The 23,186-nt window shown below is 64.0% G+C and carries 19 protein-coding genes; 6 read left to right on the top strand and 13 right to left on the bottom strand.

What is annotated here, in order from left to right; genetic code table 11:
* The first annotated feature begins 251 nt into the window (after nt 1–251).
* Nucleotides 252–926 (top strand): potassium channel family protein, encoded by a 675-nt coding sequence (locus IV500_RS20060; protein ID WP_196398588.1) that lies wholly within the window; start codon nt 252–254, stop codon nt 924–926.
* Entirely contained in the window at nt 923–1,606 is a 684-nt protein-coding gene (locus IV500_RS20055) for a potassium channel family protein (protein WP_196398587.1), read from the top strand. The genes IV500_RS20060 and IV500_RS20055 overlap by 4 nt, the downstream gene beginning before the upstream one ends.
* Here IV500_RS20055 and IV500_RS20050 read toward each other — a convergent pair.
* From IV500_RS20050 to dut, 4 genes are all read right to left on the bottom strand, one after another.
* Nucleotides 1,557–2,387 carry a DUF3159 domain-containing protein gene (locus IV500_RS20050; protein ID WP_312876007.1) on the bottom strand — a complete coding sequence of 277 codons (831 nt, stop codon included), beginning with the start codon at nt 2,385–2,387 and terminating at the stop codon, nt 1,557–1,559. The two genes, IV500_RS20055 and IV500_RS20050, sit on opposite strands and share 50 nt — an antisense overlap.
* Nucleotides 2,388–2,750 carry a single stranded DNA-binding domain-containing protein gene (locus IV500_RS20045; protein WP_196398586.1) on the bottom strand — a complete coding sequence of 121 codons (363 nt, stop codon included), beginning with the start codon at nt 2,748–2,750 and terminating at the stop codon, nt 2,388–2,390.
* A 5-nt stretch (nt 2,751–2,755) separates the two neighbouring features.
* Nucleotides 2,756–3,568, bottom strand: a complete 813-nt coding sequence (locus IV500_RS20040; protein WP_196398585.1) for a DUF3710 domain-containing protein — start codon at nt 3,566–3,568, stop codon at nt 2,756–2,758.
* A gap of 66 nt (nt 3,569–3,634) precedes the next feature.
* Nucleotides 3,635–4,129, bottom strand: coding sequence for a dUTP diphosphatase (gene dut / locus IV500_RS20035; RefSeq protein WP_196398584.1), 495 nt, complete (start codon nt 4,127–4,129; stop codon nt 3,635–3,637).
* A gap of 91 nt (nt 4,130–4,220) precedes the next feature.
* Between dut and IV500_RS20030 the strand changes: the two genes are divergently transcribed.
* Nucleotides 4,221–4,715 (top strand): DUF3093 domain-containing protein, encoded by a 495-nt coding sequence (locus IV500_RS20030; protein ID WP_230855250.1) that lies wholly within the window; start codon nt 4,221–4,223, stop codon nt 4,713–4,715.
* A 146-nt stretch (nt 4,716–4,861) separates the two neighbouring features.
* A complete protein-coding gene (gene sepH / locus IV500_RS20025) occupies nt 4,862–6,325 on the top strand; it encodes a septation protein SepH (RefSeq protein WP_196398583.1) in 1,464 nt (487 codons plus the stop codon).
* A 108-nt stretch (nt 6,326–6,433) separates the two neighbouring features.
* On the opposite strand, the gene IV500_RS20020 is transcribed toward sepH, so the two are convergent.
* From IV500_RS20020 to IV500_RS19995, 6 genes are all read right to left on the bottom strand, one after another.
* A complete protein-coding gene (locus IV500_RS20020; RefSeq protein ID WP_196398582.1) occupies nt 6,434–6,880 on the bottom strand; it encodes a MarR family winged helix-turn-helix transcriptional regulator in 447 nt (148 codons plus the stop codon).
* Between the two features lie 5 nt (nt 6,881–6,885).
* Nucleotides 6,886–8,574, bottom strand: coding sequence for an MDR family MFS transporter (locus IV500_RS20015; protein WP_230855249.1), 1,689 nt, complete (start codon nt 8,572–8,574; stop codon nt 6,886–6,888).
* A gap of 135 nt (nt 8,575–8,709) precedes the next feature.
* Nucleotides 8,710–9,417, bottom strand: coding sequence for a thymidine kinase (locus tag IV500_RS20010; RefSeq protein ID WP_196398580.1), 708 nt, complete (start codon nt 9,415–9,417; stop codon nt 8,710–8,712).
* The gene (locus IV500_RS20005) at nt 9,410–10,663 is read right to left on the bottom strand and encodes an alkaline phosphatase family protein (protein WP_196398579.1); all 1,254 of its coding nucleotides are present in this window, start codon (nt 10,661–10,663) and stop codon (nt 9,410–9,412) included. The genes IV500_RS20010 and IV500_RS20005 overlap by 8 nt, the downstream gene beginning before the upstream one ends.
* A gap of 30 nt (nt 10,664–10,693) precedes the next feature.
* The gene (locus IV500_RS20000) at nt 10,694–11,419 is read right to left on the bottom strand and encodes a DUF5998 family protein (RefSeq protein WP_196398578.1); all 726 of its coding nucleotides are present in this window, start codon (nt 11,417–11,419) and stop codon (nt 10,694–10,696) included.
* A gap of 42 nt (nt 11,420–11,461) precedes the next feature.
* Nucleotides 11,462–14,137 (bottom strand): bifunctional acetate--CoA ligase family protein/GNAT family N-acetyltransferase, encoded by a 2,676-nt coding sequence (locus tag IV500_RS19995; RefSeq protein ID WP_196398577.1) that lies wholly within the window; start codon nt 14,135–14,137, stop codon nt 11,462–11,464.
* A gap of 53 nt (nt 14,138–14,190) precedes the next feature.
* Here IV500_RS19995 and IV500_RS19990 point away from each other — a divergent pair, with 53 nt between their 5' ends.
* Together IV500_RS19990 and IV500_RS19985 are read left to right on the top strand one after the other, a co-directional pair.
* Nucleotides 14,191–16,701, top strand: coding sequence for a DNA gyrase/topoisomerase IV subunit A (locus IV500_RS19990; protein ID WP_196398576.1), 2,511 nt, complete (start codon nt 14,191–14,193; stop codon nt 16,699–16,701).
* A gap of 46 nt (nt 16,702–16,747) precedes the next feature.
* Nucleotides 16,748–17,266 carry a DinB family protein gene (locus IV500_RS19985; RefSeq protein WP_196398575.1) on the top strand — a complete coding sequence of 173 codons (519 nt, stop codon included), beginning with the start codon at nt 16,748–16,750 and terminating at the stop codon, nt 17,264–17,266.
* A 40-nt stretch (nt 17,267–17,306) separates the two neighbouring features.
* On the opposite strand, the gene IV500_RS19980 is transcribed toward IV500_RS19985, so the two are convergent.
* The 3 genes from IV500_RS19980 to cydB all read right to left on the bottom strand — a co-directional run bounded on the left by IV500_RS19980 (nt 17,307) and on the right by cydB (nt 23,164).
* Complete coding sequence (locus tag IV500_RS19980) at nt 17,307–18,299, bottom strand: GNAT family N-acetyltransferase (protein WP_196398574.1); 993 nt, start codon at nt 18,297–18,299, stop codon at nt 17,307–17,309.
* A gap of 160 nt (nt 18,300–18,459) precedes the next feature.
* On the bottom strand, nt 18,460–22,131 hold the full coding sequence (gene cydD / locus IV500_RS19975) for a thiol reductant ABC exporter subunit CydD (RefSeq protein ID WP_312876006.1): 3,672 nt from the start codon (nt 22,129–22,131) through the stop codon (nt 18,460–18,462).
* Between the two features lies 1 nt (nt 22,132).
* Complete coding sequence (cydB, locus tag IV500_RS19970; RefSeq protein WP_196398573.1) at nt 22,133–23,164, bottom strand: cytochrome d ubiquinol oxidase subunit II; 1,032 nt, start codon at nt 23,162–23,164, stop codon at nt 22,133–22,135.
* Nucleotides 23,165–23,186 lie beyond the last annotated feature (22 nt).

The following is a 23,186-nucleotide window of genomic DNA, read 5'->3' as shown; positions in this document are numbered from 1 at the left end:
ACCGCCTTGGGCGAAGAGACGACAGCCCGCTACGCCGGGAACCCCTGGATCCGCAACACCTACCACGACAACCTCAAAGACGCCCAAAACTTCGCCCGCACCATCATCACCGGCCCCTAAACCAGCAAACCCTGAGCTGCTGGGGACTATGCGAGTTGGTGACTGTCTCTGCAGCAACGGATAATATCCACGGACGAGTTCACCATTCGTAGCGCTGTGACGGCTGCGGATAAACCCCTTGAGGAGGGCCAATGGCGCATTTTGTGATCATGGGCTGTGGCCGCGTAGGCGCCACGCTAGCGCATACCCTGGAGGACGCTGGACACTCAGTGGCTGTTATTGACCAGGATGACCGCGCCTTCCGTCGGCTCCGAACCGGATTTGCCGGCCGTACCGTCACCGGTGTCGGCTTTGACAGGGATACCCTCAAGCAGGCGGACATCGAAAGTGCCTACGCCTTTGCCGCCGTTTCCAGCGGGGATAACTCTAATGTTCTCGCCACCCGCGTGGCCCGTGAGACATTCCATGTGGAGCACGTAGTAGCCCGTATCTACGATCCGGGCCGCGCCGAAATCTACCAGCGCCTGGGGATACCGACAGTCGCCGCAGTGCGCTGGAGCGCTGACCAGGTGCTCCGACGGATTTTGCCGGAGGCTACCATCAGCGGCGACTTCCGGGAGCCCTCCGGCCGGCTGATCCTAACTGAAGTGAACCTTCATGCTGGCTGGATCGGGCGGCATGTCCTGGATATCGAAAAGGCTTCCCGCTGCAAAGTGGCCTACCTGACCCGGTTCGGGGAAGGCATGCTGCCCAGTGTAGACACCAGCTACCAGCAAGGGGATACCGTGCACGTGATGTTGCCGGTGGCAAATCAGCCCGAGATCAATCGTGTTCTTGCCACCGCCCCAGCTAAGGAGTCCGAGTGAAAGTAGTTATTGTAGGGGCCGGCAGTGTCGGTTCCTCGATTGCCCGCGAACTTCTCTCCCACGGGCATGAGATTCTGCTCATTGACCCGAAGCCAGAAGTTGTTGGCCGCAGCGGTCTGCGCGGCGCGCGCTGGCTGGTCGGTGATGCCTGCGAAATCAGCACGCTTAAGGAAGCCAAGCTTGAAGAGGCCGATGTGGTCGTTTCCGCCAGCGGGGATGACAAGGTCAACCTTGTGGTGTCGCTGCTGGCCAAAACGGAGTTCGGTGTTGGCCGCACCGTGGGCCGGGTTAATAATCCCAAGAATGACTGGATGTTCGATGATTCCTGGGGCGTGGACGTCGCCGTGAACACGCCCCGTCTAATGACCGCTTTGGTGGAAGAAGCAGTGGAAATCGGTGATTTAGTGCGGTTGCTGACGCTGCAGGCGGGAGTCTCCGCGCTAGTCGAATTCACTGTGCCCGAAGTAGCTGCGGTGATCGGCAGTACGGTGGGGTCGATTCAGTGGCCGTCCGACTCAACTCTCGTCGCAATACTCCGTGACGAGGCACCGATAACGCCGAGTCTCGACGACGTCATCGACAGCGGCGATGAGCTGTTTTTCCTGACCACCATTGCCGCCGAGGACGAGCTTAGGGCTCTGCTGTCCCCGGGGAAGCAGGGTCAGCAGCCAAATCCTTAGCCGGGACAGCCGGGACTGGGCGGCTCAAAAGCCATGCGAGCCAAAGCCCGAGCGCGTAAAGCGGCAGTCCCATGATCAGCCGTGTCGAGCCCAGCGCCGCCACCTGGTCTGTTACGTACAACGGAATTTGCACCACTAGGCGGAGCCCCATCACTGCGACCAACATCCAGGTGGCGACGCGGTAGGCACGAACCCGGCGGGAATCCTGACGCCAGCGCAGCCCCTCGTTGCGTACGTAACCGAATACCACGCCCATAATGGGCCACTTAACCAAGATTGAAATGACCATGGCTGCCATATAGCCGGCGTTGGTGAAGAATCCCGCGAGATAATAGTCTTTGGCCTGACCGGTGCTGCGGCTGATCAGCGCCGAGATTCCAACGCCTATCAGTCCCGCAATCGCCTGGGATAGCGGCTCTTTTTTCAGCAACCGTGCGCCTGTGAAGACCAGAGCAACGACCAGCGAAAGAACCAGCGAGACGTTCAGCTCGCGAGTGATGGTGAAGACCACCACAAATAACAGACCCGGCAACACGCTTTCGGAGATGCCGCGCCAGCCTCCGGCTGCTTTGAGCAGGTCGATTTGGCCGTTATCATTGCGCGTCAGGCCGGATTTTGCTGCCATCTCCTGTGCTACGGATGCAAAGGTCGAGGCATCGGGGACGTGCGCGTCCGCCACTCCGGTGTCGGGTGGCCGTTGACCGGACGACAGGGCCGGGGGCGCTTGACTGTCGTGCGGTCCGGCAGGCTTGTGCGGTAAGCCGTCGTCGGGAATGGTCACCTAAATCTCCTGTTTACCGATGATCTCGTAGCGCGGGTTAAACATTGTGGGCAGGCCGTCCCGCAGCGCCACCATGCCCTCGAAGCGCAACTGTGTTCCCGGCGCGATACCGGGTACCCGCCGTCGCCCGAGCCAGACTACGCGCATACGGTGGTTCTGTTTCGGCGGAACTTTTTGCCCGCTTTTGCGGGGGGCTGGCTGCGTGTACTTGTCCACGTCCGTAATGATGGCGGAAAATGACGGCGGAATATCGGGAGGGAGAATAGTGACCGAGTCGACAAATCCGCTGCACCGTGCCCGCCCACGTGCTGGTAGGGCGCAAATCGGGGTCGCGGTCGCGAAGAACTGCTGCAGCTCAGACATGGAGATCAGCCAATCTGGGTGATCTCCGGACCGCGCCGGTATGGCTCGCCGCCTTGCCCCTGGACCGGCTGATCCCCCGCCACGTGTCCGGCGCCGTCCGCTACGGCGTCCTTGGGCAGCCGAAGCACCAGCAGGTCCCGTGGTGGCAAGGGGCTGTCTCCCCGGACGACGACGACGGCGCGAAAGAGCGTCTCCAGCGTCGCCGCCGCTTCGCGGTCAAACGCAGCATCCCCGCCGAGCACTCCGCGCAGGAACCAGCGCGGGCCGTCGACTCCGATGAACCGGGCGATCCGGTAACCACGGCTTCCGTCAGCAGCTTCAGCCGGCAGCTTGGCCAGCACCTCGGGGCCGAACGTGCCGTCCAATTCTTCAATGCTTCCACTTTGGGAAGTCACCGATACAGCGATCTGCTCACGGATTTCCGGCCAGAGGCCTTCCGAGCGTGGCGCGGCGAAGGCCTGCAGCTGCAGGCTCGACCCGTCCAAGTCAAGGGTTACGGCAATGACCCGCTGGGAACGTTCTTCGACTTCGAGCCGCAGCTGCAATCCGTCATGCGGGGTGATGAGCAGCGCGCCCAGGTCGAGGTACCCGTCTCGAGTGGGGATCTCCTCGGCGTCGAAGGGGCCGTGTGTAGCGCGGTCATAGGCAACGTCTGCGGGATCCTCGATGCCGTTCCCGGCTTCGACGGCCGCAGCGTCAGTCGCTGACTTTTCCCCGGCGCCACTGGCGGATGGTTCGGCCTCCGGAACAGAAGTGTCCTGGACGTCGTCCGCAGCAAGGCCTGACTTGGCCCTCTTCTTACCTATTCCAAAAGCCATTGTGTGGTATCTCCTTTATTTTCACAGCGGTCAGTGGGCGAAATCCGTCAGCGGACGAATCGAATATCAGCCACTGGTGAAGCCACCGGTGGAACCGAAACCGCCGGTTCCACGGAACGAGTCCGGGAGTTCGGCCACGGGAACAAAAAGTGCATGTTCCACACGCTGAATGACCATTTGTGCAATTCTATCGCCGCGGGAGAGGTGAATGCTCTGGGCCGTGTCCGTGTTGAGCAGCGTAACGGCAATTTCTCCCCGGTATCCGGCGTCGACTGTACCGGGGGCGTTGACAATCGTCAGCCCATGTTTGGTAGCCAGCCCGGATCGGGGGTGAACCAGTGCCACGTATCCTTCGGGCAGTGCAATGGCCACGCCCGTGGGGACGAGAACGCGCTCCCCCGGGGCGATGATCAGGTCCAGGCGCGTGCGTAGATCTGCGCCAGCATCGCCGGGGTGGGCGTAGTGGGGTGGTTCGATGCCGTCATCAAGCATTTTTAACTGCACTTCGAGCCGGCCGGTCGTCGTTGGGGCGGATCTGAACTCACTATTTTCTTCGCTCACAGCAGATCACTCTAGCGGCTGCACCGATGGGCTTCCTTCGCCAGCAGAGCATCAAGGTGAAATCATCAGGGAAAGGTGAAAAGCTAGGGCTATGTCCCATGATTCCGCGATGAACGTTGCGCCGGCCTCCGCCGCCGTTGTCTATTCTGAAAAACTTTGGCCGAATGTGTGGATCTGGATCGTCGTGGTGGGCATTTCCGGGGCCGGAATTCTGATTCTGGCTCCCATCAGCATGCTGGCTGGATATCTGGCCGCCGTAGGGATTTTCCTGCTCATAGCCATTCTTTTACTGACGTCCACGCCGCGGATCGAGGTCACCGAGGACACCGTCCAAGTCGGTCGCGCCAACATTGAGCGACGTTTTGTGGGCAGTGTCGAGGGCTTCCGGGGCGACGACGCCACAGCTCAACGCGGCACAAGGCTCAACGGCCTCGCGTATCTATGCATTCGCGGCTGGATCGGCCCGGTGGTAAAGATCGACATCACCGACGAAACAGACCGTACGCCCTACTGGCTCGCGTCAACGAGACGGCCGGAGAAACTCGTCGCAGTGCTGACCGGGCGGCCCCCGCAGTCCGCCTCATAGATCGGCTCCCCCGGATCCGCACCTCAGATGCCACCCATGCCGACCCCGTCGGCCGGATGTCTTCGCGCCACGCCCACTCGGGTAGTAGGAAATACCGTCTTTCGGTGGCAAGGTTTTCAATGATGTAGTGAGAGGCTGGAGGGCTTATGCAGGATTTGCGGTTGGTGGGTGTCCATGATGACGGCGAACACCTGCTCCTCAGTGGTACCGGCGGGGAAATATACCGGCTGCGTATTGATGAAGCCCTTCGCGTAGCTGCGTCGAGGACGGCCAAGGCCAGCCGGATGACAGCCCGGGCGGCAGACGTGGAAAAGCCGCGGTTGTCCCCACGTGATATTCAGATGCAGATCCGTGCCGGCGCCTCCGCCGAATCGGTGGCCGAGTCCTCGGGGCTGGAGCTGGCCCACATCCGTCGTTATGAGGGTCCGGTGCTGGCTGAGCGCGAGTATATTGCCCGGCAGGCCCGCGCCGTCGAAGTATCGGCGGCTGTCCCGGCGCACGATGGATATCGATCCGCTTTTGGCGACAACCCGGCGAGCCTGGAGGAAATGGTGGCCTGCCGCCTCACGGCTTTCGGCATCAATCCTGCCAGTGTCGTGTGGGACGCTTGGCGCCGTCCCGACGGCACCTGGACGGTCACCGCCGACTTTGACAGTGACAGTTCCAAGAGTGACAGTTCCAAGAGTGACAGTTCCAAGGGTGACAGTTCCAAGAGTGAGAACCCGAAGAGCGACGACCCAAAGCTTGACAATTTGAACAACAGGACTCCAAACAGCGCAGCTCCCAAAACCGGCACTCATCCCCAGGCAGCCAATTCCAAAGGTGCTGCGTCCGGCGCCATCGCCAGCATTGGTGAGCCTGCTCCTGCGCAATGGGTTTTCAGCCCCGGCCGCAGGACCATTCACAACAGCAACCGCTGGGCACAGCAGCTCAGCGAACTCGAGCCCCTCGACGGCCCGCTTCCGGCCCGGCGGCTCACCGCCGTCGCGGACAGGCCTTTCGACTTTGAAGCTCAGCCTGCCATCGACGCGGAATCGGTCGACGACGACGAACCGGCCGGTGCCGATCCGGCCAGCGCAGCGGAGAACCTGCTGGATATGCTGCGGTCCCGCCGCGGGCAGCGTCTGGGTGTGGACGAGGACGAAGATGACGCCCTTGCGTCGCTGTTGACAAGCGGAATCCCGGCCGCGCATCCGCGGTCGTTGACCCCTCCGTCCGAAAACTCCGCTGGAAGTGATTCCACCAGCGACGGACTCGCTGCCGATAATTCCAACACCCGCGGAACTGATTCCAACGAGGCCGAAGATGGTAGTTCCGAATCCGGCGCACAGCGGGGGCCGGAAGGCCGCTCCCGCCTCTTCCCCGGTCTTAGCCTGGCTCCGCGCCACCCGGAGCCGTCCCCGGACAGCATTGAACTCCATGACGTCAGCACCCAGACCAGGGAAGTGCGCATTTCGGCCGCCCCCAAGGGGGCTCCTGCCCAGGAGATACCTGACCGGGCAGAGACCACGGACCGTGCTGAGCGCGCGGACCGAAAAGCTGCCGTCAAGCCCAAACGCTCAAGCGTTCCTAGCTGGGACGAAATCGTTTTCGGCACGAAGGGCGACTAGGAATCCGCCGTCCCCGCAACGATGAAGTCCCCGCAACAATAAAGCAGAGGAGGCCCGCCCGGCCGGGCGGGCCTCCTCTGCTTTATTGTGCACCTGCAATCGGACCGCTTAGGTCTTCGGGCCGCTCAATCGCGCCAGGTATCCGGCGAATTGCTCCAAATCGCCTGCAGACCAGGTTCCCAGCACCTGGTGCATGAGCATTTTCCCCGCAGCGCTGACTGTTTCCATTCGCTCCACAGCTTTGGGGGTGAGCGCAAGAAACCGCGCGCGGCCGTCGTTCGGATCGACCAGGGTTTCCGTCAGACCGAGGTCTTCGAGTTGCCGTGCCTGCCGGCTGATGACGCTTTTGTCGACAAACAGCAGCTCCGCCGCCGTTCCTGCATGAATGGGGCCACCGCGCCGCAGGAGCTGCAGCAGTTTTAGACCGAACGGATGTAAGGCCGGGTCGATGGCCGCCGCAGAGTCCCGCAGGTTTGCTCTGACCGTGCCGGCAAAAATTGCCATCTGCTCTTCGAGCCCGCGGATCGCTTCGGCGACGCGTTCGTCCTGCGTCATAGCCACTATCGACGTCCCGTCTTCGCCTCGATCAGTTCGGTCGTACCGGTGGGATCGGCCAGGCCAACAGAGGCCGCGGCAACCTCAATCAGCGTTTCCTCGATGTCTTCGAGCTCACGATTGTGTGCTGCGGACGCTGCATCGGTCTGCACCGCGCCAGGTGTCGCCACAGCAGCGCTGTTCTTCAGCTGCACGGCGTTCTGCGTCCCCAGCTTCGTATTCGGGATAAAGATGACGGCGATCAGCGTGACGATTGCCAGCGGGACGCTGTAGAGGAAAACTGCGCCCACTCCCGAGCCATACGCGCTCTCCACCACCTTCGCGATGGTGGCCGGAAGCTGTGAGACATGCGGGATCGTTCCGCCGCCGAGAACTTTCACGGCGGTGACCTGATCGGCGGGGCTGAGGCCGACGATGCCGTCCTTGATCTGCTGGGCAACGATCGTTCCCAGGACGGAACCGAGCACCGATACACCGACTGTGCCTCCGAGGCTACGGAAGAAAGTGACCGCACTGGTGGCAACGCCAAGGTTTTTTAGCTCAATGGAATTCTGCACGACCAGTACGAGGTTCTGCATGAGCATCCCCAGGCCGGCACCGAGGATAAACATGTAAATACCAACGAGCACAAGGTCGGTTTCATAGGTAAGAGTTGAGAGCAGGACCGAGCCGACCACCGTGAGCGCACCTCCGCTGACCATGATGGCTTTCCATTTGCCCCGGCGGCTGATCATGGTGCCGAACACCGTCGAGGAGATCAGCAGCCCGCCCATCATGGGAATGGTCAGCAGGCCTGACTGCGTGGGAGTGGCTCCGCGGGCCAGCTGCATGTACTGGGCCAGGAACACCGCGGTGCCGAACATCGAAACGCCGACGGAAATGCTGGCGATGACGGAAAGCGTGAAGGTACGGTTCTTAAACATGGTGAGCGGAATAATCGGCTCAGGAGACTTGAATTCCACCATGACCGCACCAACCAAGAGCACAACCGAACCCACGACCATGATCAGCGACGGCAGCGATACCCAGTCGAACTGGTTGCCCGCAAGGGAGACCCAGATCATCAGCAGCGATACACCGCCGGCGATCAGCACGGCACCGAAGTAATCAATATGGACTTTCCGCTTCGGATGCTTGGGCAGGTGGAGGGTGACCTGCAGCAGAATAATGGCAACGATGGCGATGGGGAGGGCAATAAAGAAGTTCCAGCGCCAGCCGAAGGCGTCCGTTACAAGTCCACCCAGCAGGGGGCCACCAACAGTTCCGATCGCCATCACGCCGCCGAAAAGACCGGCGTACTTCCCGCGGTCACGCGGGCTGATGATGTCGGCCATGATGATCTGGCTCAGGGCCGCCAGGCCCCCGGCGCCGAGGCCCTGAAATACCCGGAAAATGATGAGGGTCCCGGTGTCCTGTGAGAAACCGGCAAGCGCGGACCCCAGCACAAAAACACCGAGGGCAAGCTGGATGAGCAGCTTGCGATTGAACAGGTCAGCGAATTTTCCCCACAGAGGGGTTGAGACTGTCGTTGCCAGCAGGGTCGCCGTGACAACCCAGGTGTACGCGGACTGGTCGCCCTTGAGGTCCGAGATAATCAGGGGCAGCGACGTGGATACCACCGTCCCGGCAAGAATGGAGACAAACATGCCGAGCAGAAGACCGGAAAGTGACTCCAGGACCTGCCGGCTACTCATCGATCCATCGGCGGACACTGTACGTTTGGTGCGCTTGCCGGGTTTTAGTCGTGCGGGGCGTTCTGCGGGTGACATCGGACTCCTGCTAGTAGTTGACAGTTGTCAAGTATATGGCGGGAGTGGTCGGAAGGAAAATTAAGGTCGATTAGGAACATCAAACGGCAGCGGGGCCTCGCGCGCTCCGGCCAGACTGGCACTGTGTGCGGTGACCTTGCCCATGTAGTGGCGGCGACAGAGCGTTTCGTAGCCTACCGCAGCAACACCGGTAGCGGCTGCTGCGACTTCACCTCCGGTAACGTCGGCACCCAGGCCCATTTCGACGTCCCCTACCGCTACCTGCGCACCTTCAATCACCATGACACCGTCCACAGTGCGCGCGTTATGCGTGGCGCGCCGGCCGCACCAGCACAATGCCTCCAGCTGGAGCAACTGGACGCGGTCGGCCAGCTCAATGAGCCGTTGGGAGCCGGGAAAGAGCCTGGTTTGGAAGTCGGTGGCTATGCCAAAGGCAAAGACGTCCACGTTCATCTCGTCCACTGCGCGCGCCAATTGTTCAATCTGCGCGGCGGCGTAGAACTGCACTTCGTCGCAGATCAGATAGTCGATGCTCTCCCCGTGGGTGCGTCGTCGGACGATTTCGGCCCATAGGTCTGTCCCAGGGCCCACCTCTATGGCATCGCTACGGGGACCCAACCGGCTGGAAATCACCGAGAGTCCAGCGCGGTCGTTGCAGCTGAAGCGCAGCCCGCTGCGGCCACGCTGACGGTAGTTATGATCCATTTGCAGGGCCAGGGTGGATTTCCCGCAGTCCATCGTGCCGGAGAAGAAGATCAGTTCAGCCACGCCGGCTCCGGCTCCGGCCCTTGCCGCTGCCCTTGCCGGTGGCAGTGCTCATCGGAATCCGCAGCAGCGGGACCTCGCGTTCGGCTTTCGTGAGGGACCCGTGCTGGCCCACCATTTCCATGGCTGAACTGCGCACCCGGCGCAGATCGTAGAACGCTATGGGCTCCCTGGCAGCGATCAGCACATCGCCGATCCGGCCCAGCACCTCGGGCCGGACAGTGCCGAAATAGCGCGCCCGGACGGCCTGCTCACGGGTCAGCACCCAGGCCTGTTTGCCGTAACGCCGCAGCCAGGCGTCAACAAGCCGGTCCCGTACCTGGTCGCCGGCGTCCGGTTCGAGATACAGATGCACCATCCGCGGCTCCCCCGCGGTATGGCGCACACCCGCGACGAGTTCGTCCTCGGCAGAGTAATCGATGCGCCCCTGCACGGGGATATCCAGCATCCCGTGATCCGCAGTCAGCAGCAATACCGTATCCGGCGGAAGCGCCGACGCAAGACGCTTCATCGCCGCATCCAACTCTTCCAGCTGGTGTTCCCAGGCGGCCGACTGGGAGCCGTGGCCGTGGCCGGCTTTGTCCAACTCGCTCCAGTAGAAGTACAGCAGCATGTTTTCATTAGCCGCCATCAGCTCGGCGGCGGCCGCGGTGCGTGCGTGCGGGGAAGTGGCTGCATGGAATTCGCTGCCGCGCAAGGCCGCACGGGTCATCGGTGAATCGGCAAACTTTGGCAGGCTGACCGTCGCCACCGGAACGTTGCCGCGGAGCCGTTCAAAAACGGTGGGGAAAGGCTGCCAGGCAAGCGGATCCACGCCGGGATCCCAACCGCCCAGCAGGTTCACCACCTTGTCCTGTGCCGGATCCAGCACGTCGTACCCGACCATGCCGTGCTGACCGGGGGCGACGCCGGTCCCCAGACTGGTCAGCGAGCTCACCGTTGTGGACGGGAAGGAAGCGCTAAGTGTTGCCATCCTGCTGTCAGGATCGCCCATCACCGAGCGTAAGAAGGGCGCATGCGCAGCCCGCTGGGCCAATAACGCTTTGCCGAGACCGTCTACCAGCACTACACAGATCCGCCGGCCTGATGGAATCCGAAGCGGATTCGTAAAGCCCGGCACACCCAGCGCGGCCGCACTGCTGCTGAGGACTTCGCCAATGGTATTGCGCCCGTAACCGGGTGCCTTTGGCCACGGTTCCTGCGCCGGAACGTCCGCTGCGGCCGTCAGTGCTGCGGACGCAGCTTGCATAGGCGGCGTCCCACCGGTCGACGACACGCCCTAACGCCGGTCGTGCCCGCGATTGAGCTTGGACCCCAGGGAGGGAAACCGGCCCCGTTCGACGGCGTGTGGCTCTACTGCGGACGTGACGGTGGCGGCGGCGGGTGCAGCGGCCGCAGCTGTGCTGATGCTGCTGGTATTGACAGCCCGCAGGGAACGGGCAAAGGACTTGGCGTCCTGCACCGCCTGCAGCCCGTCCGCCTCGGCGCTGATCCGCAGGGCGATGTCTTCCTGGGCGACGGTGCCCGTGTAGCCGTGATCGGCGTCGCATTGCGGATCAGCGCAGCCGGCCGGGGCAATGTCGATCCGCTGGCCGCCCGACCAGGCAATGGACACCGTCAGCTCCCGTACTGGATCGGATGGCTTGTAATTTTGCGGCTGGGCATACAGGTAGCTGAGCACCACGGATTTGATTTGGCTCACCGGAACGGATTCGGTGGATATCTGCGCCACCATCTGTTCGCCTTCGTCGTCGAGCTGCTGATCGTCCACATGGGTGATGACCAGCATGTCCTCAGTGAGCACCAGCACCGTGATGTGCCGATGAACTTCGGTCCGGTCAAAATGGGTTTCCAAGTGAACCAAATGCGCCAGGCAGGACCGGCCGTCAAGGGCATCCTCCACCACGTCAGCGACCAACGGTGGATAAAATCCGGCCCGTTGCAGGGCAGCTTCCAGGTCATGGCCCTGGGCAGCGTGAGGCGTAGTGGTTCCGAACGAGTTCATTGCTCCATTTTCACAGATCAGCCGCCCGCATGCTAACTAGGGTCAGGAGATCATTGCACGGCGGGCGCTGTCGGTCCGCTGTGCAGGGTTTCCGATCCGCACGTCGGCGGCAAGGATCTGTAGTCCGTCCTGCCCTGCCAACACCGGATTGAATTCCACCAGCGCAATCTCCGGGTGCTCGTCCTTCAGCACAGCCAGCCTGGCCACCAGATCCTCCAGCGCGGCAATGTCCACCGGGGGCAGGCCCTGATAGCCGAATAATTTGCGCGCCGCCTGCGGCGAACGCACCAGGTCCGCCACGTCTATCCCGGTCAGCGGGGGCACTCGGTGAGCCCAGTCCCCCAACAGATTAACGGCGTCGCCGGCCAGTCCAAACGAGACGACGGGGCCCAGCAGCGGGTCCTCGATGGCCCGCAGCGTGCACGACTGGCCCACCGCTGACATGCTCTGGACTTCCATGGCGAATCTTCCAAATGGCGCAAGCACCTTGGCCATCTGTGCGATGTTCAGCCGCAATGAGACAGCGTCTTCGATATTGAGCCGGACCCCTCCCAAGTCCAGCCGATGGCGCAGCATCGCATCGGTCGTCTTCAATGCCACCGGCCAGCCCAGCCGCTGCGCCGCGGCCACCGCCTCATCGGGTGTCTTAAAGGGTGCGGACTCCAGCACCCGGATGTCATAGTGCGCCAGCAGCGCCGCGCCGGTGGCCGGGTCCAGTGTCACCAGTGTGTCCCCCACGACGCCGTCCAGAAGCCCCTCCAACGCCGCCGCGACCGCGTCGGAATCGATGTGCTCCGGCTCCGCAAACGCCACCTGTTCGCGCTGGCGCCACTGTGCATAACGGACGACGGCGGCGAGTGCGCGAACGCCGTTGGCCGGATTTGAGTAGCACGGCAGTCCTGGATCGATCAGCCCCTCGACGTAAATCGAAGGGTCCAAGATCCCGGTAAACGCTGCGACTACCGGCTTGCCCGCTTTCTGCCCGCAGTCATAGAGCACCTGGGCAATCGCTTCAACGGTCAATCCGCGGGCGGGCAGCAGCGTCACCACGGCGGCGTGCACGCTCTCCCTGCGCAGCTCATCGAGCAGACGCCGCCGCAGGGTGGGAAGGGCCACGGACTGGCCGCTGTCCAGCTGTAGATCCGCGGTGATGGAACAGACGTCAAGTCCGTGCCCCTGGGCGGAATCCGCGACAACTTTGCCCAGGGCCAGGGAATTGCTGAACACGGCCAGACCGGGACCTGCGGGCAGCGGCTGGTGATCCACGATCTGCGCCACATCCAGCAGCTCGTCGATGGTCTCAACCCGGATGACGCCGGCCTGGCGCAGCATTGCATCCAGCGCACCTGGCGGGGCCGCGGTGGTGCGGACGGCGTGACCGGGCGGCAGCACCAGCCCCATTACCTCCGATTTCGCCACAATCACCGGTTTGCTGCGGGCCAGCCGGCGGCAGATCCGGGAAAATTTCCTGGGATTGCCGATGGATTCCAGATAGAGCCCGCACGCCCGCGTCTGCTCATCATCTTCCCAATACTGCATTAGATCATTACCGGAAACGTCGGCCCTATTGCCGGCCGAGAGCATGCTGGAGAGTCCGACGCGACGCCGGCTGGATGCAGCGTACAGCAACACGCCGATCGCCGCAGATTGGCTGAACAGTCCCAGGCCACCACGGCGCGGCAGCGAAGGTGCCATCGAGGCGTTCAAGGACACATCGGGGTGCGTATTAGCCAAGCCGAGCGATGCAGGTCCGATCACACGCATGCCGCTGGCCCTTGCCTGACGCACCAGGTCACGCTGCCGCAGCAGGCCGCGGGCGCCGTCGTCCGCGAAACCTGCGGTGGCCACCAGTGCTCCCTTCACGCCCGCGGCGCCGCATTCGGCCACGACCTTAGGCACCTCGTCATAGGGGACGGCAATAATGGCCAGATCCACCGGTCCGGGGATATCACCGATACTTGCGTAGGACATCAGGCCGGAGAGCTCCAGCGCCTCGGGATTGACCGCGTGGACCGGACCGGGGAACCCGCCCTCCACAATGTGCTCCAGCAGCTGGTTGCCCAGGCTCCCCCATTGCCTGCCCGCGCCGATCACAGCCACAGAGTTCGGCGCCAGCAGTCCGGCCACGCTCCGGGCCTCTGCCCGGTGTTCCCTGGATTCCATCACCGCCCGCGATCGTTGCGTCGGATCGATATCGAAGGCGAGGGAAATGACGCCGTCGTCAAAGTGCCGGTGGACTTCATATCCGGCCTCGGAAAAGACCGCGAGCATTTTGCGGTTCTCCGGCAGAATCTCCGCAGTAAATTTGCGGATGCCGTTCTCCCGGGCGGCGGCGGCCAGGTGTTCGAGCAGGATCGAACCAAGACCACGGCCCTGATGGCGGTCGGCGATGTTGAACGCGACCTCGGCCTGCGCCGGATCGTCCAGCCGGTCATAACGGCCGATCCCAATGATTTCGCCGGAGATAGTGATCACCAACGCAACCCGGTTCCGGTAATCGAGTTCGGTAAAGCGACGCAGCTCTTTCTCGCTCAACCGGGACTTGTAGGTGAAAAAACGCAGGTAAATCGAGTTCTGTGACTGCCCCACGTGGAACGTCTGCACCGCATCTGCATCGGAGGCGGCCATGGGCCGCAGATGAGCCGTCCCGCCGTCGCGCAGCACGACATCGGCCTCCCAGTGCTCCGGATATTCGGCTTTCTCGGGCTGTTCCACCATAGACTCACTGTACCTAGTACATGTATCTTCACCAGTAAGGAACCCGTTTTCCCATGGCCAAGCGCCAACCGCCCACCGATGACTTCGTCGAAAAAATCATTGACATTGATGTTTCCAGTGAAATGGAAGGGTCATTTCTCGAATACGCCTATTCGGTTATCTACTCCCGCGCCCTGCCCGACGCGAGGGACGGCCTGAAGCCGGTGCAGCGCCGCATTCTGTACATGATGAGCGAGATGGGGCTGCGTCCGGACCGCGGCCATGTTAAGAGCGCCAGGGTGGTAGGCGAGGTGATGGGGAAGCTGCACCCGCACGGGGACACCGCTATCTACGACGCCATGGTGCGCATGGCGCAGGACTTTTCGCTGCGGCTGCCCTTGATTGACGGGCACGGAAACTTTGGCTCGCTCGACGACGGACCGGCCGCCCCGCGCTACACCGAGGCACGGCTGGCCGCGGCGGCCCTGACGCTGACCGACGACTTGGATGAGGACGTCGTCGACTTCGTTCCCAACTACGATAACCAGCTGACACAGCCGGAGGTGCTGCCTGCCGCCTTCCCAAACCTGCTGGTCAACGGCGCCAGCGGTATCGCCGTCGGCATGGCCACCAATATGGCCCCGCACAACTTGGGCGAGGTCATTGCGGCCGCCCGGCATTTGATTGCGCACCCGGACGCAAGCCTGGCAGACATAATGGGCTATGTCCCCGGACCGGACCTGCCCAATGGCGGCCGGATCGTGGGTCTGGACGGCATCCGCGACGCCTACGCCACCGGGCGCGGATCCTTTAAAACCCGTGCCAAGGTCGAGATCGAGCAGCTCTCCGCACGCCGTACCGGGCTGGTGGTCACTGAACTGCCGTATCTGGTGGGACCGGAAAAGGTCATTGAAAAGATCAAGGACGCCGTCACAGCCAAGAAACTGCAGGGCATCAGCGACGTCATTGACCTGACCGACCGCAACCACGGCCTGCGCCTGGTGATTGAAATCAAGAACGGCTTTAATCCCAACGCAGTGATCGCCGCGCTCTACCGCTACTCCCCGATGGAGGATTCCTTCGGCATCAATAACGTCACTCTGGTGGACGGCCAGCCGCAGACACTGGGGCTGTTGGACCTGCTGCGGGTCTATGTGGCCCACCGGCTGCAAGTTGTCCGGCGCCGAACGTCCTACCGGCTGGGAAAGAAGAAGGACCGGCTGCACCTGGTGGAGGGTCTGCTGATCGCCATCGTTGACATTGACGAGGTAATCGCGGTTATCCGCTCCTCCGATGAGGTCTCCGCGGCCCGGGAGCGCCTGATGGCGATCTACGATCTGAGCGAGATCCAGGCCAACTACATTCTGGAACTCCGGTTGCGCCAGCTGACCAAATACTCCCTCATTGAGCTGGAAAAGGAACAGGAGGAGCTGCTGCGCGAAATCGCGGAGCTGGAGGCAATTTTGGCCTCCGAACAGCGGCTGCGGGACCTGGTCTCCGGCGAGCTGGGCGACGTCGCGGACAAATACGCCACCCCCCGGCGCACGGTACTGCTCGAATCCGAAGCGGTGGCCCCCGGAGGTTCCAAAGCCCTGGCTGCGGGCGACGGCGGCAGTGCCGGGAGCAAGGGAAAAGCCGCTCCGCTGGCGCTGGAGATCGCCGATGACCCCTGCTGGGTGATCCTCAGCGCATCCGGTCAGATTGCTCGGACGGCCAACCAGGAACCCCTGAACGACACCGGCCCGCGCAACAAGCATGACGTCTTCCGTTCCGTGCTGCGCACCAGCGCGCGCTCCGAAATCGCTGCGGTTACCTCTGCCGGACGGATGCTGCGGCTGCAGGTGCTGGACATGCCGGCGCTTCCACCCACCACCGCAATGCCCAACATGGCCGGCGGCGTTCCCGCCAAGGAATTCCTGACGCTGACGAAGGGGGAAACGCTCGTTGGTTTCACCCCGCTCAATGAGATCATTGCCCTTGGCACCGAGCAGGGAGTCATTAAACGCGTATCGCCGGAGTATCCGCTCAACCGCGATGACTGGGACGTCATTGCACTCAAAGCCAAGGACAAGGTGATCGGTGCAGCGCCCGCGGGCGAGGACGATGAGCTCGTCTTCGTCACCGAGCAGGCGCAGCTGCTGCACTTCCCCGGCTCCAGCGTCCGCCCGCAGGGCCGCACCGCCGGCGGGATGGCCGGCATTAAGCTCCTGGCTGGGGATCGGGTGCTCAGCTTTACCGTCGTCAAAACCGACGACGGCGGCGCACCTGACCCGGCCGCCGTCGTCGTCACGATCGCCGGCAGCTCCGACGCCCTCCCCGGCACCGTCCCGGGCTCCGCCAAGGTAACGGCATTCACCGAGTACCCGGCCAAGGGCCGTGCCACCGGAGGGGTCCGGGCGCACCGCTTCCTCCGGGGCGAAGACTGCCTGCTGCTGGCCTGGGCGGGGCACGGTCCCGCAAAGGCGGCCTCCGAAACCGGCGTCGCCCGGTCCTTGCCCACCGAGCACGGGCGCCGCGACGGATCCGGAATTGTGCTGACCCAGGCCATCGATGCGATCGGCCCCAGCCAAACCTCCAGCGTATGACGTCAAACGCGCCCCGGAGCGCGGTGTGTATGCCTAGACTGGTGCCATGATCATCGCTCCGGAGACCAAGGACTGGACCTGGGTGCTTGCCCGTCCCTGTCCCGAGTGCGGCTTTGACGCGGCCAGCACCACACCGGCGACGGCGGCCAGCGCCTTACCGGAGCTGCTGCCACGCTGGCACATGGTACTGCGCCGCCAGGACGCCGCCGAGCGCCCCAACGAGGCCACCTGGTCCGCGCTGGAATATGCCTGCCACGTGCGTGACGTCTGCAGCCTTTTCGACCTGCGCCTGCAGCAGATGCTCGCTGCTGACGACCCGGAATTCGCCAACTGGGATCAGGACCAGGCCTGCATCGACGGGGCCTACAACGGCTCGGACCCGGCTGCTGTCAGCGCCGGCCTGCGGGATGCCGGCGCGGAAATTTCCGCTTCCTTCGCCGCCGTGTCGCAGGACCAGTGGCCCCGGACCGGACGGCGCAGCGACGGAAAGTCCTTTACCGTCCGGACTATCTCCGGCTACTTTCTGCACGAGATTGTCCATCACCTGCACGACGTCGACGGCTAAGCGGCCCGCGGCTGCCCAGTCCGCTCTGGCTGCTTCCCGATCAGCGGAGCCCGCAGTCCCAGGCTGCCGAGCGGTTCGTGGGCCGGAACCCCATCCGCTCGTAGAGACCAAAGGCTCCGGTGGGGTTCTCCGTATCCACATCCAGCGTCGCGTAATCCAACCCGGCCAAGCGGAAGCGTTCCATCGCGTCCGCCAGCAGCGCGGCAGCGATCCTGCGGCCGCGCCAGGCCCGGCGGATGCCCAGCAACTCCGTATAGCCCTCCTGCCGTCCCTGCGTGTTAAGCGGGTCCGGGTCGTAGCTGGCAAGTTGGTATCCCACCACCTCGCCCGTTCCGCGATCCACCGCAATGGCGCTGAAGTCCGGACGTGCCAGCGGGTGGTTAACCATGAACCCCCAGGCCTCCTCATCGCGGGGTTCAGAGCCCCAATGGTCGGCAAACGCCTCGTTATGTGCTGCCCGTACCTCCTCCGACCGGTCCGGCGTGAAGGGAAGCATCTCAATCCCCGCATCCACCGTGACCTGGGGAATATCACCGGCCAACGGCCGGACCATCTCGGTGAAATACCGCACGGGGCTAAATCCCGTTCTGGAGAGGAGGGCGCGTTCTGCCGCGTTGTCCTCCTGCGAATGAGCGCGCACCACCACCGGTGCCTGGCCATCCCCGGCAAAACGCCGCTTTGCCTGGGCCAATTGCCAGTGCAGTACGGCCGAGCCAATCCCGCGGCGCTGCCACAGCGGGTCCACACCGCCGAAGGCATAGGCCTTGGGGCCCCCGGCGTTCTTGGTTACCCGGCCGTAAGCCCGCGCAACACCGTCGGCGTCCAGACCGATCACCGTATTGACGGTCGGATCATTCTTACTGCCGGCAAAGACCTGTTCCAGGTCCGCACGCTGGTCATGCCACGGCGGTTTCTCGGCCGCCGTAATCCGTTCAACCAACGCCAGCCATTGGTCAATGTCCGCCGCAGTAATGGCACGGAAGTGCAGATTCGTGGCAGCAGGCAGGGCAACAACATGGGAGAGTTCGCTCATGCCGCCAGCCTATTGCGGAGGGTTGCCTGCGGCCAAAGTCCTGCCGCGTCCGGATAAGCGGGACGCAGTCATCCAGTATGCCGGCACGTTGGACAGATGCCCTGGGAATGTCCACGGCATCCGTCCAAATCCATGGCAGAGCGCCCGCGATTGACGCTTTTCAGACGCCTACCAGAGCGTTGCAGGCCTTGGCGGACGCTACGGCAGCCCCGATGCCATCACCGCCTCTCTCCCGACCATCGAGTTCCAGCCTGAGGTCCTCGGGATCTCCGGCCGCGGGGTCATGGGTAACCAGCACCACCGCTTTGTCCCGCAGCGCCCGGCGCAGGTCGGCCATCAGCAAGGCTGCCGATTCGTTGTCCAAATGCGCCGTGGGTTCATCGAGCAGCAGGATGTCGGCGCCGGTGAGCAGCGTCCGGGCGACCGCGACCCGCTGGCGCTGGCCGCCGGACAAGCGGCTGCCCTCGGGGCCGAGCCGGGTGTCCAGTCCGCGTGGGAGCTCCCGCAGCAACGGACCGAGGCCGACGTCGTCGAGCACCTTGACCAGCTCGGCCTCGGTTGGTGCGTTATCCCGTGCGCGGGCCAGCAGCAGATTCGCCCGGAGGGAAGAGTCGAAAAGGTGTCCCTGCTGCGGACACCACGCGATCCGGCCCCTCGAGGTGAAGTCTCCCGCCACAGGTGCCAGGAAGCCAAGCATCACGGCCAACAGTGTCGATTTCCCTGACCCTGACTCTCCCGTCACCGTCAGCCATTCGCCGCGGCGGACGGTCGCGTCCAGTCCGCTGAAAACTGATGCGGCAGAATCCGGCCAGCGGGCCGTGACGCCCTTGAGAGTGAGGCCGGCCATCCCGGAGCCCTGTCTGGAGTCCACGGGCTGCGCCGGCAACGGGTGGGGAAGGGAGAGCGCGGAGTGGGCGTTTTCCCGGCGTGCGGGCGCGGGCACCGGCGCAGCCACAGGCTCGGAGCCGGGTGCAAAATCATCGCTGAAACGGGCCAGCACGGTTCGCAGCGCCGGCCAGAGCTGCACTGCGGCACTGACCGGGGCGAACGCGTCCACGAGGGAGAGATTCAGCAGCACCAGCGCGGCCAGCGCCTCAACCGGCAGCGTCCCGGACGCGACCTGCCCCGCGCCAACGGCGAGCATGCCGAAAGCGCCCAGGGCAGAGAGCAGAACCAACAGCCCCTGCGCTGTTCCCTGTGCGCGGGCCGCCCGCTGAACCGCCGCCGTCGCCTCGAGATCGTCCAGTCGCAGCCGCTCCAGCAGCGGTCCTTCCGCGCGATTGACACGAAGATCCGCGGCCGCGCCGAGCAGGCCGCTTACGATCCGGATGACGGCGGACCGGTGCCGGTGTTCGGCAATGCCGGCCCGATTGTCAGCCCAGAGGGCGATGGCCGGGGCCAGCAGCAGGGTACCGGCCAGCACCACGAGTTGGAGCGCGACGGCGGCAGGCAGTAGCAGCGACGTCGTCGTCGCTACGGCAGCCGCGGCCAGCAGACCGGCGGCCGGGGGCAGCACCACCCGCGGCGCCAGATCACGCACGGCATCGAAATCCCCGATCAAGTGATCCACCGCGCCGTCACCGCGCAGCAAGGACCGCCGGGACAGCACGCGCAATGCGAGGGATTCCCAAACGCGCACACGCAGACGGGTCAGCGCAGCGAAGACCGCATCGTGCAGCCAGAGTCGCTCACAGTACCGCGAAAGCGCCCGGAGCAGCCCGAAGAAGCGGACACCGACAATGGCGACGAGCAGGTACAGAATGGCCGGCTGCTGGCTGGCGCGCACGATCAGCCAGCCTGAGAGAGCGGTCAAGGCAAGGGCGGCAAGCGTCGCAACCGCGCCGGCGACGACGGCGAGAAGGAACCGCGGACGCCATGGTTCCAGCACGCTGACCAGCAGTTTCAACAGTCGTGCGGTGCCTGCCCTACGGCTTCCGCTTGCCGCGTCCGGACCGGTCGCAGCGCCAGCCGCAGTCACGTCAACGGCGGCGTCAGTGTCAGCAGCGACGTCAGCAGCGACGGCGGCGTCAGCGTCAGCGTCGTCAGCGTCGTCAGCGTCAGCGTCGTCAGCGTCAGCAGCGACGTTCGTCCGCACGCCGCAGGCATCCAGCTGGACCACGTGATCGGCGAGCGCGAGCGTGGATTTATTGTGTGCGACAACAATGATGGTGATGCTCCCACGCAGGTCGCGTATGGTCCGCTCGATGCGCCGTGCCGTGCGGGCGTCCAGATGGGCCGTGGGCTCATCGAGCAGGAGTACGGTTGCGCCCGCATCAATGCGCGCCAGCGCCCGGGCCAGCGCAAGACGACGCAGTTCCCCCGGGCTAAGTTCCGCCGGGTGCCGCAGCGCCGCATATGTGAGACCCACCCGGGCCAGGAGCATATCCGCGGCTCCGCTGGGCTCCGCGCCGCTGCTCGTGGTTCCGCTGTTCCGTGTAGTTCCAGTCCGTGTAGTTCCAGTCCGTGTAGTTCCAGACGCACCATAGAGTTCCACCTCGGCGCGCGCCGTCTGCGCAACGGTGGCGGGATGCTGCGGCACCCAGGCGAGGCGATCGGGGTCTATCCCGGTGATGCTGCCGCTGACCCGGACTGCCGACGAGGTAACGGATGTTGCTGCTGCTTCATCGACCAGCGGCGCTACAATTCCGGCCAGCACGTGCACCACGGTGGACTTTCCGCAGCCGCTTGGTCCTGACAGGGCGGTGATCTTCCCGGCCGGTGCCGTGAAGGTCAGCGCTGAGACCGCTTCAGTACTCCGGTCCGGATAACCGACGTGCAACCCAGCTGCGCTGACCTCCGGCGCCCGGTCCTGAGCAGCACAGTCAGCCGGCGCGCCGCCGTCGTTCCTTTCCGTCCGCCACGCCGACTCAATCACGCGGCCGGCCAGCGGCGCGGCGGCCGGAGAGGTCAGAATTTTCTCCGCCCGTGCCAGCGCTTCGCGTCCGTCTTCACTGGCGTGGTGCGCGGTGCCCAGCTCGCGCAGCGGGAGGTAGCATTCCGGCACCAGAATCAGCACCAACAGGCCCGTTTGCAGGTCCATCGATCCCTGCACCAGCCGCAAACCAATGAAGACGGCGACGACGGCGACCGAGAGGGTGGCGATCAGTTCCAGTGCCAGCGCGGACAGGAACGCCACCCGCAGCGTGCCCATGGTGGTGCGGCGGTAGTCGTCGGCAACCTTCCGTAGCGCCTCGGTCTGCGCCCTGGCCCGGCCCAGTCCCACCAGCACCGGAAGCCCCTTCGCCAGTTCCACCAGGTGATTGGACAGTCGGGACAGTGCGCCGGCGGCGCGTTCGACTTGTTCCTGGGTGTGCATGCCGATCAGCACCATGAACAAGGGCACCAGCGGAACCGTGAGGACAACGATCACCGCACTGACCCAATCGGCCAACAGCACTCGGGCCCCGATCAGCAGCGGCACCGTGGCGCAGGCCAGCAGAGCGGGCAGAAACTGTGTGTAGTAATTGTCCAGAGCATCCAGCCCCCGCGTGGCCAGCACGGTCCCGGAGCCCTGTCCGCCGGCACCGCTGCCGGCGTCCTGAACCATCCGTGCAGTGAGTTTTAGCCGCAGGTCTTCCTTGGCACCTGCCGCTGTCCGCCGCGCCACGACGGCGATGCCCCAAACCGCGGCCGCCCGGGCCAGAGCTGCAGCGGTGCCCAGCAGCAACGCTCCCGTGAGACTGTCGTGGGAAGAGATCAGGGCGGTTATTCCGCTCACCACTGCCTGCGCCAGCACCACCCAGGTCAATGCCTTCAGCGCGCTCAGCAGGCCCAGCAGATACAAGGTCCGCTGCGAACCGGTGGGCAATGGCGGGCGCTTTGGCACAGCCACTTTAAGCCCTTCCGACGGCCGGCACTACATCATGCGTGGGCGGCAGATGGGACGAACTGACCCGTTTGCGGAAGACCCAGTAGGTCCACCCTTGATATGCCAGCACCAAAGGTATTCCAACACAGGCCACGATGCTCATCAGCCCCAAGGTGTAGGACGAGGAGGAAGCATTGCTGACGGTAAGGTCCCAGTCGTGATTCAGGGTGGACGGCAGGACCACGGGGAAAACGGAGCCAAACAGGGCCGCGCTGCCGGTCAGGAGGAAAACCCCCAGCCCCAGGAAACTCCAGCCTTCCCTGCCCCGGCGCGCCAGCCGCCACGCAGCCACGGCGGCTGCCGCGGCAACGGCAACAAGCAACCAACTGAGCAAATGCCCATGCCGGTTCGTCACCAACACCACCCAGACCACCAGCGGCAGCAACCCCACCGGCAGCCACCGGATGACCAGGCGTTGGGCGCGGTCCCGGATGTCACCGTCGGTTTTCAGCGCCAGGAATGCCGCTGCGTGGACTAATGAGAAGCCGACGACGGCGAAACCACCGAGCACGGCGTACCAGCTGAACCAGGCGAAAGGCCCTCCCACCCGGTCTCCGTTGGCGTTCAGCGGCAGACCGGTGGTGGTCAGCGCGAGGGCGGCGCCGATGCCGAAGGCGGACACGAAGGACCCGAGCGCGATGGCCCAGTCCCAGCGGTTGCGCCACTGCTCTGTATTGACTTTGCCCCGGTATTCAAAGGCCACCGCGCGGAAGATCAGTCCCAGGAGCACAAAGACCAGTGGAATATACAGGGCGGAAAAGAGCGAGGCATACCACAGCGGGAACGCAGCAAACATGGCACCTCCGGCGGTGATCAGCCAGACTTCATTCCCGTCCCAGACCGGCCCCACGGTATTGAGCAGGACGCGGCGCTCGGTATTATTCCGGGCGAACAGCTTCATGAGCATTCCGACGCCCAGATCAAATCCCTCCAGAAAGAGGTAGCCGGTCCAGAGCACGGCAATCAGCACAAACCAGATAGTCGGCAGTGTCTCCATGACGGTGTCCTTTGTGTGTGGA

The organism is Arthrobacter terrae, from assembly GCF_015708085.1.
In the GTDB taxonomy this organism is placed as follows: domain Bacteria; phylum Actinomycetota; class Actinomycetes; order Actinomycetales; family Micrococcaceae; genus Arthrobacter_M; species Arthrobacter_M terrae.
This window is presented reverse-complemented; position numbering and strand designations above follow the sequence as displayed.